Annotated in this window: 10 protein-coding genes and 1 riboswitch; of the genes, 6 read left to right on the forward strand and 4 right to left on the reverse strand. The window is 69.5% G+C overall.

Going from position 1 to position 14,684, the window contains the following annotated elements:
• Positions 1–5 precede the first annotated feature (5 nt).
• The 4 genes from Dfulv_RS46960 (at position 6) to Dfulv_RS46975 (ending at position 7,606) form a co-directional block, all read left to right on the forward strand.
• Positions 6–1,286 carry an adenosylmethionine--8-amino-7-oxononanoate transaminase gene (locus Dfulv_RS46960; protein ID WP_259860275.1) on the forward strand — a complete coding sequence of 427 codons (1,281 nt, stop codon included), beginning with the start codon at positions 6–8 and terminating at the stop codon, positions 1,284–1,286.
• Positions 1,287–1,625: 339 nt separating this feature from the next.
• Positions 1,626–3,653: a glycosyl hydrolase family 28-related protein gene (locus Dfulv_RS46965; protein ID WP_259860276.1), complete on the forward strand. Its 2,028-nt coding sequence runs from the start codon at positions 1,626–1,628 to the stop codon at positions 3,651–3,653.
• 218 nt (positions 3,654–3,871) lie between these two features.
• Positions 3,872–6,670, forward strand: a complete 2,799-nt coding sequence (locus Dfulv_RS46970; protein WP_259860277.1) for an ExeM/NucH family extracellular endonuclease — start codon at positions 3,872–3,874, stop codon at positions 6,668–6,670.
• 72 nt (positions 6,671–6,742) lie between these two features.
• The gene (locus Dfulv_RS46975) at positions 6,743–7,606 is read left to right on the forward strand and encodes a hypothetical protein (RefSeq protein WP_259860278.1); all 864 of its coding nucleotides are present in this window, start codon (positions 6,743–6,745) and stop codon (positions 7,604–7,606) included.
• A 243-nt stretch (positions 7,607–7,849) separates the two neighbouring features.
• On the opposite strand, the gene Dfulv_RS46980 is transcribed toward Dfulv_RS46975, so the two are convergent.
• The 4 genes from Dfulv_RS46980 to Dfulv_RS46995 all read right to left on the reverse strand — a co-directional run bounded on the left by Dfulv_RS46980 (position 7,850) and on the right by Dfulv_RS46995 (position 11,697).
• The gene (locus Dfulv_RS46980) at positions 7,850–8,713 is read right to left on the reverse strand and encodes a DUF350 domain-containing protein (protein ID WP_259860279.1); all 864 of its coding nucleotides are present in this window, start codon (positions 8,711–8,713) and stop codon (positions 7,850–7,852) included.
• Positions 8,714–8,741: 28 nt separating this feature from the next.
• Positions 8,742–10,046, reverse strand: a complete 1,305-nt coding sequence (locus Dfulv_RS46985) for a glutathionylspermidine synthase family protein (RefSeq protein WP_259860280.1) — start codon at positions 10,044–10,046, stop codon at positions 8,742–8,744.
• A gap of 1 nt (position 10,047) precedes the next feature.
• Entirely contained in the window at positions 10,048–10,413 is a 366-nt protein-coding gene (locus Dfulv_RS46990; RefSeq protein WP_259860281.1) for a hypothetical protein, read from the reverse strand.
• Between the two features lie 69 nt (positions 10,414–10,482).
• Positions 10,483–11,697 (reverse strand): alcohol dehydrogenase catalytic domain-containing protein, encoded by a 1,215-nt coding sequence (locus Dfulv_RS46995; protein ID WP_259860282.1) that lies wholly within the window; start codon positions 11,695–11,697, stop codon positions 10,483–10,485.
• Positions 11,698–12,472: 775 nt separating this feature from the next.
• Positions 12,473–12,620: riboswitch (cyclic di-AMP (ydaO/yuaA leader) on the forward strand.
• A 9-nt stretch (positions 12,621–12,629) separates the two neighbouring features.
• On the opposite strand from Dfulv_RS46995, the gene Dfulv_RS47000 reads away from it, so the two are divergent.
• Together Dfulv_RS47000 and Dfulv_RS47005 are read left to right on the forward strand one after the other, a co-directional pair.
• A complete protein-coding gene (locus Dfulv_RS47000; protein ID WP_259860283.1) occupies positions 12,630–13,652 on the forward strand; it encodes a coiled-coil domain-containing protein in 1,023 nt (340 codons plus the stop codon).
• A 78-nt stretch (positions 13,653–13,730) separates the two neighbouring features.
• Positions 13,731–14,681, forward strand: a complete 951-nt coding sequence (locus Dfulv_RS47005; protein ID WP_259860284.1) for an exopolyphosphatase — start codon at positions 13,731–13,733, stop codon at positions 14,679–14,681.
• The last annotated feature ends 3 nt before the right edge of the window (positions 14,682–14,684 follow it).

The following is a 14,684-nucleotide window of genomic DNA, read 5'->3' on the forward strand; positions in this document are numbered from 1 at the left end:
GGGGAATGCACCCCGAGGAGTTGATCGCGCTCGACCGTGAGCTCGTCTGGCACCCGTATGCGCCGATGCCGGCCACCCAGCGGCCGCTCGTGGTCGAGTCCGCGCAGGGCGTGCGGTTGCGGCTGGCCGAGCCGGTGGCGGGCCACGAGGAGCTCATCGACGGCATGTCCTCGTGGTGGGCGGCGATCCACGGGTACCGCCACCCGGTCCTCGACACCGCCGTGCGGGACCAGTTGGAGCGCATGAGCCACGTGATGTTCGGCGGGCTCACGCACGAGCCGGCCGTGCGGCTCGCGCAGACCCTCGTCGACATCACACCCGACCCGCTGCGGCACGTCTTCTTCTCCGACTCCGGGTCGGTGGCGGTCGAGGTAGCCGTCAAGATGTGCCTGCAGTACTGGCGGTCGCTCGGCCGGCCGGAGAAGCACCGGCTGTTCACGTGGCGCGGCGGCTACCACGGCGACACGTTCCACCCCATGTCGGTGACCGACCCCGACGGCGGGATGCACAGCCTCTGGCGGGGCATCCTGCCCGCGCAGGTCTTCGCCCCGATGCCGCCGGTGGAGTTCGACCCGGCGTACGTCGCCTCGTTGGACGCGCTGCTGGGCTCGCACGCCGACTCGTTGGCGGCGATCATCGTCGAACCGGTCGTGCAGGGCGCGGGCGGCATGCGGTTCCACAGCCCCGAGTACCTCCGCGCGCTGCGCTCGCTGGCCGACGCCCATGACGTGCTGCTGGTGTTCGACGAGATCGCGACCGGCTTCGGCCGCACGGGCACGCTGTTCGCGGCCGACCACGCCGCCGTGACACCCGACGTGATGTGCGTCGGGAAGGCACTGACGGGTGGCTATCTTTCGATGGGCGCGACGCTGTGCGTGCCGCGGGTCGCCGAGGGCATCAGCCGCGGCGAGACCCCGGTGCTGGCGCACGGCCCCACCTTCATGGCCAACCCGCTCGCGTCGGCCGTGGCCGACGCATCGACAGCGCTGCTGCTCTCCGGAGACTGGGCGGCGACGGTGAAGCGGATCTCGGCGGGCTTGACGCAGGGCCTGGCCCCGGCGTGGGGCGTGCCGGGCGTCGTGGACGTGCGCGTGCTGGGCGCCATCGGCGTGGTCCAGTTGGACCACGAGGTCGACATGGCGGCGGCGACGAGGGCGGCGGTGGAGCACGGCGTGTGGCTCCGCCCGTTCCGCGACCTCGTCTACACGATGCCCCCGTACGTCACGGACGACACCGACGTAGCGCGCATCGCCGCCGCGGTGGTGGCGGCGTCGTCTCGCGCCTGACCACTTCCCTTCCCCGCGTTGATCTTGCAATTGTGGCGCCGTAACAATCCCCGATATATCCGGGTTTACCAGGCGCCACAATTGCAAGATCAACGCGGGCAAAGGCGCGAATCGCCCATACGGCCAGCAATGATTGCAATGAGACTTGCCCTGCCGTGCAAGAAAGGCGCAAGAGCGCGCAATTAATCGGTCAGACCTTGTGCAACAGGGGACGGCGGTCCTACTGTCACCTCACCTCACGGCGTCCGCCCCGCCATCGAGCGTCTCCACACCCCACTTGACGTTCGCTCCACCTCGATGCGTCTCCGGCGTCCGCCATCCCGAGAGAAACGAGTCACGATGTCACGGAGCACCACACGAGTACCACCGCGGTGGTCCGCGGCGGCGACCGCGGCCGCCGTCGGCCTCGGCGTCCTCGTCGCCGGTGGCACCACCGCCTATGCCTCGCCGTCCGCCGCCGCGGTGACGCGGGCCGCCCTCAACCCGTCGCTCGTCGCCGGTCGGGGCGCCGACGTCGACTTCGTCGAGCAGGAGGCCGAGAACGCCAAGACCAACGGGGTGGTCATCGGCCCGGACCGCACCGCGTACACGTTGCCCTCGGAGGCATCGGGCCGCAGCGCGGTCAAACTCATACCGGGCCAGTGGGTCGAGTTCACGCTGCCGAGTGCCGCCAACGCGATCAACGTGCGGTACAGCATCCCGGACGCGCCCAACGGCGGCGGCATCACCGCGCCGCTCAACGTGACGGTCAACGGCGGGTCCTCGCGGACCATGACGCTGACGTCGCAGTACTCCTGGCTGTACAACCAGTATCCGTTCTCCAACGACCCCAACGCCGACCTGCTGCACCCCGACTGGTGGATCACCGAGTGCGGCTGCGTGCCGGCCGCGACCACGCCGGCGCCGCAGATCACCAAGCCGTTCCGCCCGACCCACTTCTACGACGAGCAGCGCCTGCTGCTCGGCAAGACGTACCGGGCGGGCGACAAGGTCCGGCTGCAGGTCCCGAAGAACAGCAACGCCGCCTGGACCGTCATCGACCTGCTCGACTCGCAGCTGGTCGGCGCGCCGAAGATCAACCTGATCGCGGCGAACGTGCTGGCCTTCGGCGCCGACCCGACGGGACGGCGTGAGTCGGCCGACGCGTTCGACCGGGCGATCGCCTTCGCCAAGAAGACGAAGCTCAAGGTCTACATCCCGCCGGGCATCTATCAGGTCAACCGCCACATCGTCGTCGACAACGTGACGATCGAGGGCGCCGGCAGCTGGTACACCATCATCAAGGGCAAAGAGGTCGCGCTCTCCGAGCCCCTGCCCGACCTGTCGATCCACACCGGCGTCGGGTTCTACGGCAAGGACGCCAAGGACGGCGGCAGCAACAACGTCCACCTGTCCGGCTTCTCGATCATCGGTGACGTCCGCGAGCGCATCGACACCGACCAGGTCAACGGCATCGGTGGCGCGATGAGCAACTCGACCATCGACGGGCTGTACATCCAGCACACGAAGGTGGGCCTGTGGTTCGACGGCCCGATGACCAACACGCACGTCAAGAACGTGACGGTCGTCGACCAGATCGCCGACGGCCTGAACTTCCACACCGGCGTCACCAACTCGAGCGTCAAGAACAGCTTCTGGCGCAACACCGGTGACGACGCGCTGGCCATGTGGTCGGAGAAGACGGTCAACGCCAACAACACGTTCGACCGCAACACGATCCAGAGCCCGACGCTGGCCAACGGCATCGCCATCTACGGCGGCAAGAACATCACGGTCTCGAACAACCTGGTGGCCGACCCGGTCCGCGAGGGCAGCGCCCTGCACCTGGGCACGCGGTTCGGCGCGGAGCCGTTCAGCGGCACGATCAACATCACGAACAACACCACGGTCCGGTCCGGCACCTACGAGCTGAACTGGAACATCGGCCTGGGTGCGATCTGGCTGTTCGCGCTGGAGAAGAACATCGACGCGAACATCCAGGTGGTCGGCGACCACTTCCTCGACAACACCTACAACGCGATCATGCTGGTCGTCGACTGGCCGGTGAAGGACCTGTACTCGATCACGAACGTCCACTTCAAGGACGTCCGCGTCGACGGTACGGGCACCTCCGTGATCTCGGCCCGGGCGGCCGGCTCGGCGACGTTCGAGAACGTGGACGCCCGCAACGTCGGCGCCGTCGGCGTCAACAACTGCGGCTCGTTCCACTTCACCCCGGCAGGCTCGGAGTTCTCCCTGGTCGACCTGGGCGGCAACGACGGCGGCGGCACCACGGGCCCGTGGCTGGCGCCGTGGGAGCTGCCGAACACCATCACCTGCGATGACCGCCCGCCGGTTGTCGTGCCCCCGGCGCCCGCGCCGTGGTGACGCAGCACCTGAACTGAAGCACGACAGAGGCGCCCGGGCCGAAAGCCCGGGCGCCTCTGGACGACCGGCGCGGGCGGATCGGTGACGCCGACGAGGTCAGCGACGGTGCCCCTACCTCGAACCCTTGACCACGGGTTCGTACATCCTGACGTTCATTCACGGACACCGTTTCCCAATATGCTGCGGCGAATCTGCTTTCCCTTCGACGGAGGCTCAGGTTGTTACGCCGCAGGATCTTCAGCGCACTCGGCGTGCTTGTCGTCGGTGGTGCCGGTGCGTTAACCGCCCAAACCACTGCGTTCGCCGCGGATACCCCGTTCATCAGCGAAATTCACTACGACAACGTCGGCACCGACTCCGGTGAGGCCATCGAGATCGAGGCGCCCGCCGGGTTCGACCTGACCGGCTGGCAGATCGTCCTCTACAACGGCAACGGCGGGGCGCCGTACAACACCCGGACGCTCTCCGGCAGTGTGCCGGACGCCGGCGTGGTCGTCGCGACCTACCCCGTCGACGGGATCCAGAACGGCTCACCGGACGGCGTCGCGCTCGTCCGGGCCGACGGTACCGTCGCCGAGTTCCTCACCTACGAGGGCACCTTCACCGCCGTCGGCGGGCCCGCGAACGGCCTGACCGGCACCGACATCGGCGTCGCGGAAACCTCCACCACCCCGGTCGGGTTCAGCCTGCAGAAGATCGGCGGCACCTGGCGCGAGGCGGCCGCGAACAGCTTCGGCACCCGCAACACCGGCGGCGGGAACCCCGACCCGGACCCGGATCCGACCGACTGCGACAGCCTGGTCGTCGACCACACGATCGCCGAGGTCCAGGGCACCGGCGCCGGCACGCCGCTCGCCGGGACCCGGGTCGTGGTCGAGGGTGTCGTCACCGCCGACGAGCGGACCGGCGGCTACAACGGCATCTACGTCCAGACCGTGGGCAGCGGCGGCCAGGCGCCGGCCGCCGGCCGGGCGTCCGACGGCATCTTCGTCTACCTGACCAGCAACACCGCCATCCACCCGTCGGTCGCGATCGGTGACCGGGTCCGGGTGGGCGGCACGCCCAGCGAGTTCAGCGGCCTGACCGAGCTGACCATCGGCGGCAAGAACGACGTGCAGGTCTGCGAGCAGGGCGTCGCGCTGCCCGCGCCGGCGCCGCTGAGCCTGCCGCTCGACGACGCCGGCCGCGAGTCGGTGGAGTCGATGCTGGTCGCGCCGATCGGCCAGTTCACCGTCTCCGAGGTCTACAACACCAACCGGTACGGCGAGGTCGTCCTCGCCGCCGGCGACAAGGCCCTGCCGAACCCGACCGACCTGGCCCGCCCGGGCTCGCCGGCGGCGCTGCAGGCCGCGGCCGACAACAAGCTCCGGCGGCTGCTCGTCGACGACGGCAAGACCACCAACCTGTCGACGGCCGGCCTGATGCCGCCGTACTTCTCGCCCGGCAACCCGCTGCGGGTCGGTGACACGGTCGAGTCGTTCGGTCCGAGCGTCCTGTCGTACGGGTTCAACGAGTGGCGGCTCCAGCCGACGGTCCCGGTCGACGCGAACACGCCGCCGGCCGCCCGCACCACCTTCAAGGTGACCAACCCGCGGACCACCGGGCCGCAGCCCGTCGGCGGCGACCTCAAGCTGGCCAGCTTCAACGTGCTCAACTACTTCGTCCACTTCGGCGGCGACGCGCGCGGCGCCGACGACGAGGCCGGGCTGGCGAAGCAGGGGGCGAAAATCGTCTCGGCGATCAACGCCCTCGGCGCCGACGTGGTCGCGCTGGAGGAGATCGAGAACTCGGTGCGGTTCAACCCGGCCGACCCGCAGCAGGCGCTCAAGCGCCTGGTCACCGCGCTGAACACGGCGGCCGGCGCGGGCACGTGGGACTACGTGCGCTACCCGGCGCAGCTGCCGCCCGCCGCGCAGCAGGACTTCATCACGACCGCGATCATCTTCAAGCCCGCCAAGGTGCAGACGGTGGGTGAGCCGCGGGCGCTGAACGACGAGACGGTCTGGTTCAACGCGCGGGAGCCGATCGCGCAGACCTTCAAGTCGGGCCTGCTCACGTTCACGGTCGTCGCCAACCACCTCAAGTCCAAGAGCACCTCGGACGCGGCGGTCGGCGACAACGCCGACAAGGGTGACGGTCAGGGCGCGTTCAACGGCGACCGGGTGCGCCAGGCGCGGTCGCTCGTCGGGTTCGTGAACCAACTGAAGGCGGACACCCGCAGCGAGGACGTGCTGCTGCTGGGCGACTTCAACGCGTACACCTTCGAAGACCCGATGCAGGTCCTGTACGACGCGGGGTACCGCGACCTCAACACCGCCGGCAAGGCGACCTACGTCTTCGGTGGCGAGTCCGGCTCGCTGGACCACGCGGTGGCCTCGCCGTCGCTGGCCGCCCGGGTCGCCGGCGTCGACGTGTGGCAGATCAACGCGCACGAGTCGTTCGCCTTCGAGTACGACGGGAACCCGGCGTTCTACGCCCCGAACCCGTACCGGGCCAGCGACCACAACCCGATCGTGGTCGGCATCAACGTCCCGAAGTGCACCACGACGATCACCGGCCGCCACAACGGCCCACTGACCGTCAGCTCCGGGATCGCCTGCCTGGACAACGCGACCGTCTCCGGCCCGATGGCCGTCGCGGCCGGCGCCTCGCTGGTCGCGACCGGCGGCACCATCTCGGGTCCGGTCACGGCCAACGGCCCGGCGCTCTTCATCCTCTCCGGCACGACGGTCTCGGGCCCGGTAACGGTGAACGGCGCGACCGGTCCGGTGCTGATCGAGAAGGCCAAGATCAGCGGCCCGGTCACGGTGACCGGCAACCAGGGGGTCCGGCTCGACGGCGCGACCGTATCCGGCCCGCTGACGGTGAACGGCAACACGGGCGGCCCGTCCGTCGTCGTCGCCGGCAACACGGTGAGCGGCCTGCTCTCCTGCTCGGGCAACAGCCCGGAGCCGGCCGACGAGGGCCGGCCGAACACGGTGCGCGGCCCGGCCGCGGGCCAGTGCGCGCGCCTGTGACCCGGTAGATCAACACCGCGGGCCCCTGCTTCGTATCCACGAAACAGGGGCCCGCGTCGATAGAGTTGACGGGTGCTGTTCGTCGCGTTCGACGAAGCCGGGCGCTGCCTGGTCTCGATCGAGGAGCCGGTGTTCGACCGGCGGGTCGATCGGGTGAACCACGACGGCGTCGTCCACATCTCGGTTCCCGGCGGCGACGGGGACGAATGGACGCTGTCCTCGCCCGAGGTGGCCGGGGCGCGTCTGCTCACCGGCGGCGCCTTCGTCGTGGCCGCGGGCGTGGCCATCACGGTCTCGGCGGTCTTCACGCCGTGGGTCGGGGTGCCCATGGGCGTGGCCGCCGTCGTCTACATCGGACACCGGTACGTCTCCGGGGAGGCGGCCCTCACCGAACGCTGGGACCAGCGGCACCGGATGCTGCGGCGCGGCCCGGAGGCGGAGGTCTTCCGGCGCGGCTTCCGTGCCGCACGCATCGCCCTGACCACCTGGCCGCAGCTGCGGTCGCTGACCCGGGTCGACAGCCCGCGGCAGGAGATCGCCGGTTCGCTGTGGGCGCTGGCCGGGCTGCTGCGCGATCATGCGGCACTACGCGAGCAGGTCGACAGCCTGGAGCGGGCGCGGCTCGACCTGCCTGCGGGGGTCGCGCTGCACGGCGAGCTGGCCGAGCGGCTCGCCGTCGTCGAGGCGTCCCGGCTGCCCGTACACGCGGAGATCGAGCGGCGGCTGGCGGCGCTGGAGACGCTCGCCGCGGAGTGCACGCGGTTCGTCCAGGACGAGGAAACGCTGCGCAAGGCACACGAGGCCGTCCGACAGGCCGACCGCCTGCTGGGGCGGATCACCCCGCCCGTCACCACGCCGCCGGACGGGACGCGGGAGCTCGCCGAGCGGACGCGGGCGGTCATCGGGGCCTACCGGGAGCTGCAAGAGGGGTGTTGACCCCGTCGCAACAGGGGGACCGGCGGGGCTGACCGCCGCCCGGACCTTCGACGTCCAGCGGGCCGCGCGTCTTCCACCGGCTGTCGCGACGGCGCCGTGCCGGCCGCCTGTGCGCAGGTCACGCCGCTTAACTTTATTCATACACATGTTCTATCCACAGCCTGTGGATAGAACATGTGTATGAAGGGATCGCGTGCTCCGCAGCGCGGTGACCAGGGCCTGGACCTCTGGGCGCAAGAGCGGCTACGCGACGGACAGGTTCACCGCGGCGCTGATCGGGACCGCCACCATCACCAGGAGGAACGCGAGCAGTGCCGCCGCGCCCTTCTGCTGCTGGGCGTGGATCGTCTTCAGCGTGCACTCGCCGGTGAGGATGAACCAGTCGATCACGTACCGCGCGACGTAGAGGCCGACGTAGGCGACGCCGAGCGCCACGCCGAAGCCGGTCAGGCTGTCGCCCCAGTTCGTGAAGTCGCCGGCGATCGCGCCGTGCAGGATCAGGCCGACCGCCGTGAGCACCGCGGCGCTCTCCAGCCCCTCCGTCACCCCGCCGGCCACGACCGCCTTGCGCAGGTCGCTGCCGCGTGTCACCAGGCTGTGCAGCGCGAACGCGATGACCAGGCCGGCGATCCCGGCGACCGTGAAGACGAGCGTGGCGAGCAGCGCGGTGCCCAGGTCCGGCGCCGCGCCGACGAACGTCGCCCGCACGACCAGGCCGAGGCCGAGGTAGAAGCCGAGGCGGACCAGCCCGATGGAGAGCGGCACCGTGTCGAGCTTGCTGAGCGGGGTGTGCCGGGTCCGCAGGATCATCCAGTCGGTGATCATGAAGCCCAGGGCGGCCAGGATCGTGGCCCAGACAAACCCACCACCGACCCAGGCGAGCGAGCTCCACCGGTCGATGTCCTGGCCGACCAGGCTGGACATGCCGATCACCTGGACGAACACAAAACCGACCCGCTGGGCCAGATAGCCCCAGTTGTTCGCGATCCACAGCTCCTCGTGGTCGTCGAACGCGGTGAGGGCGTTGAGCAACCACCAGCCGCCGCCGACGCCCACCACGACGATGAGCACCTGGAGCACCGCTATCAGAGGCGCCGCATCTTCCATGCTGTCAGTTCTCCTCGGCCGGCGGGGGTCAGCCGGTGTGGTCGATGGTGTGGGGGACGAAGTGACTCAGATTGTCGGTGACGAGGCCGCCACTCTCGCGGATACCGAGGCCGGCGGGTTCACCGTCGATCAACCACAGGCCGAGCACCGGATGCCACGGCACGCCCTGCTCGTCGGGGAAGCCGGGCAGGGGCGCATACGCCTGGCAGACGAACCGGCCGTCACCGTACGGCCCCGGCGTGCTGAGCACCGGCACACCGTCGACGACGATCGACACGTTGGCGCCTTCCCGCCCGAGCAGCGGCTTGCGCACGTAGGAGGTGAGCCAGGCGGGCCGCTCCTCCTCGAAGTACGCCGGCAGCAGCAGGTCACGGCGGGCGGGGTCGTCGCCATAGAGCTTCCAGAGCACCGGCAGCAGGCCCTTGTTGCTCCAGAGCATCTTGTACGGTGGCTCGATCCAGACGGTGCCGTTGCGCAGCGGGTCGCCCATGTCCCGGAAGCACTGGCGGGCGAACCGTTCGTCGGTCATCCACTCCCACGGATAGAGCTTGAAAATCACGTAGACGCGTTCGCCGTCGGCGTCGTAGAAATGGTCCCCGGCGGCGATGTCACCGGCCCCGACCTCGCTCATCCACAGGAACTTCACCCGGCAGCCGACCGGCCCCAGTGCCTGGCGGGCCGTCTCCATCAGGTATTCGGTGTTGAAGACGTCTTCACCGCTGTCGTCGGCGTCATCGCAGGCGAAATGGATGGTCAGCGGGTCGGGCAGGGCGGGGCGCGCCTGGCGGAGCCGGCCGATGTTGCGCTGCCAGGCGGCGATGAGCCGTTCGTGCAACGTGTTCCACTGGTCCTTGCCCTGAGCGGTCTGCTGGTGCCAGTACCACTGGATCACCGCCGACTCGGGCAGCGCGGTGGGGGTGTCGGCGTTGAACTCCAGCAACTGTGGCCGGGCGCCGTCGGTGCCGGTGTAGCGCAGGTCGAAGCGGCCGTAGACGCTGGGCGAGAAGTCGCCGCGGGAGCGGCCGCCCGGCTCGGTCTCGTCGTCGTACCAGGTGCGGGCAACCTGGTCCCAGGCGAACTCCGGGATGCCGAGCCGGCCGAGCATCCGCTCGTCGAGCATGTGGTCGCCGGCCGCGACGCACATCTCGAACAGCGTCTCGGCGTCGGTGTGCAGCGAGTCCACCTCGGCCGAGGTGAAGTCGTAGAACGGCCCCTCACGCCAGTACGACACCGCGCCGCCGGACGGCAGCGCGGTGTCGTTGTAGACCAGGCCCTGGCCGGCGATGGTCTCGCGCCAGCCCGGCCGGACGACTCCCGTGGCGATCCGGCGCACCTCAGCCGCCGGAACTACCGGAGCCGGAGCCGCCGAAGCCGCCCTTGATCACATGGCCGTTGCTCACCTTGCCGGTGCCGGGCAGGCCGTTGCGCTCCCGGGCCGCCTTGTCGTTGTAAGCGATCCGCGTGCCGCCGACGAGCTTCTGCCCCGGCCTGAGCCCACGGCCGTAGTTGCCGGCCCAGAGGTAGTAGCGGTCGTCCCGCCCGTCACACCGACCGTCGTCGACGATCACCCCGTCCCGGTCGGCGCAGTAGACCTGCCGGTCGGGCTGCCTGGCGCACGCCGCCATCAGGCCGGCACTCGTCGCCAGACTCGCCAGCGCCAGATAGCTGCGCCCCAGCGGTACGGCGGTGGATCGCCTCATCGTGTGCTCCCTCGGTCATGCCGAGAAGCACAGTAGTTGACCTTTACAAATATACAGTCGGGTAAACGGTCAGTGGCTCGGGTCCAGCGCCACCTTCAGCCAGCCGGGCCGGCGCTGGTCAAACTCCTTGTAGGCCCGCATGACCTCCCGCATCGGCTCGTGCTGCGTGAGGATCCGGTCCGGGTCGACCGTCCCCGACTCGACCATGGCCATGAGCCTGCGGATGTACCGCGGGTGGTTGCCGTTGCCCATGTTGATCGTCAGGTTGCGATTCATGGCTGTGCCGATCGGGAAGAACCGGTCGGTCGGCGGGTACACCCCGATGATCCCCAGCGTGCCGGCCTTGGCCAGGCTGTCGACGGCCCAGGCGTGGGCCTGCGTGGGCGCGTCGCCGGGCTTCCACTGCCCGTTGTGCTCGTTCGTCCGCGGCGCGATCTGCCGTAGCTCCTCACGGTGCTGGTCGGCCTGCTCACGCGCCCGGCCGGCGGCCGGGCCGGACTTCGGGCTCTCCGCGTCGACACCCACGGCGTCGATCACCCGGTCGGGGCCGATGCCGCGGGTCAGCTCCAGCATCGCCGCCACCGGGTCGACCTCGTTGAAGTTGATCACCTCGGCGCCGAGCATCTGCGCGCGTTCCAGCCGGTCGCCGTGCCCGTCGACCGCGATCACGCGGGCCGCGCCGCGCTGGAACGCCGAGAGGATGGCGAACTGGCCGACCGGGCCGCAGCCGAAGACTCCGACCACGTCACCGTCGGAGACCTCGGCGATGACGGCGCCGAAGTAGCCGGTCGGATAGATGTCCGACAGCGGGATCGCCTGCGCGTCGGAGACCGACTCGGGCAGGCGGAACATGTTCGTGTGGGCGCACGGGACGCGGGCGTACTCGGCCTGCAGCCCGTTGATCGCGCCGTTCGCGACGGGCGCCCCGTAGAAGGCGGTGCCGGACCGCGGTCCGTTGGGGTTGACGGTGTCGCACTGGGCGAAGTACCCCGCTCGGCAGTACGAGCAGGAGCCGCAGCCGAGCACGGCCGACAGCAGGACCCGGTCGCCGGGGCGGAAGTTGCGGATGCCCTCGCCGACCTCCTCGACCACGCCGACCCCCTCGTGGCCGAGGACGGTCCCCGGCTTCATCCCCGGCACGGTCCCCCGGATGAAGTGCAGGTCGGTACCGCAGATCGCCGAGGTGGTGATCCGGACGACGGCGTCGGTCGCCTGCTCGATCTTGGGCTCCGAAACGTCCTCGAGACGGATGTCCCCGACGCCGTGGAACACGACAGCTTTCACGGATCTCCCCCGATTCCTGGTGTTTTCAGTGCTTTCCACCGCTTCCCGCGATCCGCCGCCTCTACCGCACCCGCGAGGGCACTAATTCGGGTCGGTCGCAGACGACGGACCGTGGTCCGGGCGCGCCGAGGGTCCGCTCCGGGCCGCTCGGGAGGACCTCGAGCTGCTCGGCCGTGGTCAGCTCCTAGAGGTCGACGTCGAGCCCGGCCGGCCGGCGCAGCGGCTCGCCGAGCGCCGGTGCCGGAGTCTCCGGTTGCGGTTCGTAGATCCAGGGAAACTTCGGGTTGCCTGGACAGCCAGATGTTTCCGACGATCAAGCAACCCGGGTCAGGCCAAGCGCGGAGCACGCACAGATCGCGGACGTTCCGATGGCCTGGAACCCGCTGAAACGTCCGCGATCATGAAACTGGTCCCCGGGCTTCGGTTGGCGCCTGGCCATGATTGCGGCAAGTTCGCGATCACGCGCGCTGAACCCTGAAGGGTGCAGCGGTCGAGCCCGGCCACCCGGATGCGACCCTGCCGCCACCGGTCCGGGCAGAGGGACACCAACTCCCCTGGGATCGCGGTACTCATGCTGATCGACGCCATCACCCGGGGTAATTGCCGAGGCCCGAAAACCTCACCCCACCGGGTGATCTGAGTCACTGGACGCAACGCCGAGCAGCGGTTTCATGGTCTAGGTCACACTGCACACAAACGGTACGCTGCGCAAGCGGATTGCTGTAGGTAGGCTGGCCGTCGGTCTCGTCCAGGCAGGCACCGCCCCCGGTGCCGGGCGGGGCTGCCGCCCAATCGCCGTCCGCGGCGAGCCGGGGACCCACCGTTACGTTGGGGTGAATCCGACGTCCGAACCGGGACGGCGGTAGGGGTCGTTCCGTCCCGAACCCGTCAGCTAACTCGGTCGGCGGCCGACGGAAGGAACAACGAACCAGATGTCATCACGACATCCCTACCGGCGGGTGTTCGTCGCGGTCCTCGCGGCCGTGGTGCTTGCGGGGCTCGCCGCCACACCGGCCTCCGCCGAGCCGGGCGACGACACCGGTGACGAGGGTGCGGGCGCCAATCCGACCCTCGCCCAGGCCCTCGACGTGAGCACCCGCGCCTGGCTCGAGGCCAAAGAGAAGTTCGACGTCTCCGTGAAGCGCCAGGCCGAGCTGACCACGCAACTGCAGGCCACCGAGGCACAGCTTGCCGCCCTCACCGAGCAGGTGTCCTCGATCGCCGTTGCGGCCTTCCGCACCGGCCCCCTCACCACCGTCGCCGTCCTCGTCGACTCCGACAGCCCCGAAAGTTTCGCCGCCCGGGCCGGCTCGATCGACGAGCTCGCCCACCACAACGACAAACTGCTGCGCCAGTTCAACGAGCTCAAGCGGAACCAGTCGGAGCAGAAGCAGGCCCTCGACGCCGAGATCGCGACGCAGCAGGAGCAGGTCAACGTCATGGCGGCGAAGAAGAAGGACGCCGAGAAGGCGCTCGCCCAGGCGGGCGGCCCCAGCAACGGCTTCGTCTCCGCCAACCTGCCGCTGGCCAAGCCCGCACCGCGCAACGCCAACGGTTCGTGGCCCAAGGAATCCTGCAACGTCAACGACCCCACCACCAGCGGCTGCATCACGCCGCGCCTGCTCCACGCCATGCAGCAGGCCCAGGCCGCCGGGTTCAAGCGGTTCGTCGCCTGCTACCGGCCCGGTGGGCCGTACGAGCACCCCAAGGGGCGCGCATGCGACTTCTCGGTGCAGGCGAAGTCCGGCTTCGGCGGTGACGCCACCGGCGAGGACAAGGTCTACGGCGCCAACCTCGCCACGTATTTCGTGAAGAACGCCGACCGCCTCGGCGTCATGTACGTGATCTGGTACAGACAGGTCTGGACCCCTGCGGTCGGCTGGCACCGCTACAGCGGCGCGGGTGGCGATCCGTCCAGCGACCACACCAACCACGTGCACCTCTCGATCCTCTGAGGTTTCGTCTCACATTTCGCGACGGCCGGCCGATAGGGAAACTGTCGACCGGCCACCGCGCAGGTGAGGGGATCCGCAGTGAAGTACCGACTCGTGACCCGCAGCGACTTCGACGGCCTCGTCTGCGCCGTCCTGCTCCGTCACCTGGACCTCATCGGCGACATCACGTTTGTGCACCCGAAGGACGTTCAGGACGGCACGGTCGAGATCGGGCCGACGGACATCCTCACCAACCTGCCGTATGCTCCCGGCGCCCATCTGGTCTTCGACCATCACCACTCGGAGGCGCTGCGCACCGGCGGCACGGCGACGAACCACGTGATCGACGCGGGAGCCCCGTCGGCCGCCCGTGTCATCTACGAGCACTTCGGCGGCCGTGAACGTTTCCCCGCCGTCTCCGACGACCTGATGGAGGCGGTCGACCGGGCGGACTCCGCGCAGTACGACATCACCGAGATCCTCCAGCCGACCGGCTGGACGCTGCTGAACTTCCTCATGGACAGCCGCACCGGGCTGGGCCGCTTCCGGCAGTTCCGCATCTCCAACTACCAGCTGATGATGCTGCTCATCGACGCGTGCATCGACCACCAGGACGTCGAGGAGATCCTCGCGCTGCCCGATGTGGCCGAGCGGGCGGAGCTGTTCCGGGACCAGCAGGACCTGTTCGTCGACCAGCTCAAGCGGGTCAGCCATGTGCACGGCGACGTGGTCGTGGTGGACCTGCGCGACGAGGACGTCATCTTCGCCGGCAACCGGTTCATGATCTACGCGCTGTTCCCGGAGGCGCGGATCTCGATCCACGTGATCTGGGGCAGGCAGAAGCTCAACACCGTGTTCGCGGTCGGCAAGTCGATCCTGGACCGCAGCTCGCCCACCGACGTCGGCTCGATCATGCTCCAGTACGGCGGGGGCGGCCACCTCGCGGCCGGCACCTGCCAGGTGCCGCACGACGAGGCCGAGCGGATGCTCGGTGAGCTCATCGAGAAGGTGGGCGCGCCGATGAGTTCGGCGCTCGGCGGTCGTAGCTAGGGG

It is taken from the genome of Dactylosporangium fulvum (assembly GCF_025137375.1).
Taxonomy (GTDB): domain Bacteria; phylum Actinomycetota; class Actinomycetes; order Mycobacteriales; family Micromonosporaceae; genus Dactylosporangium; species Dactylosporangium fulvum.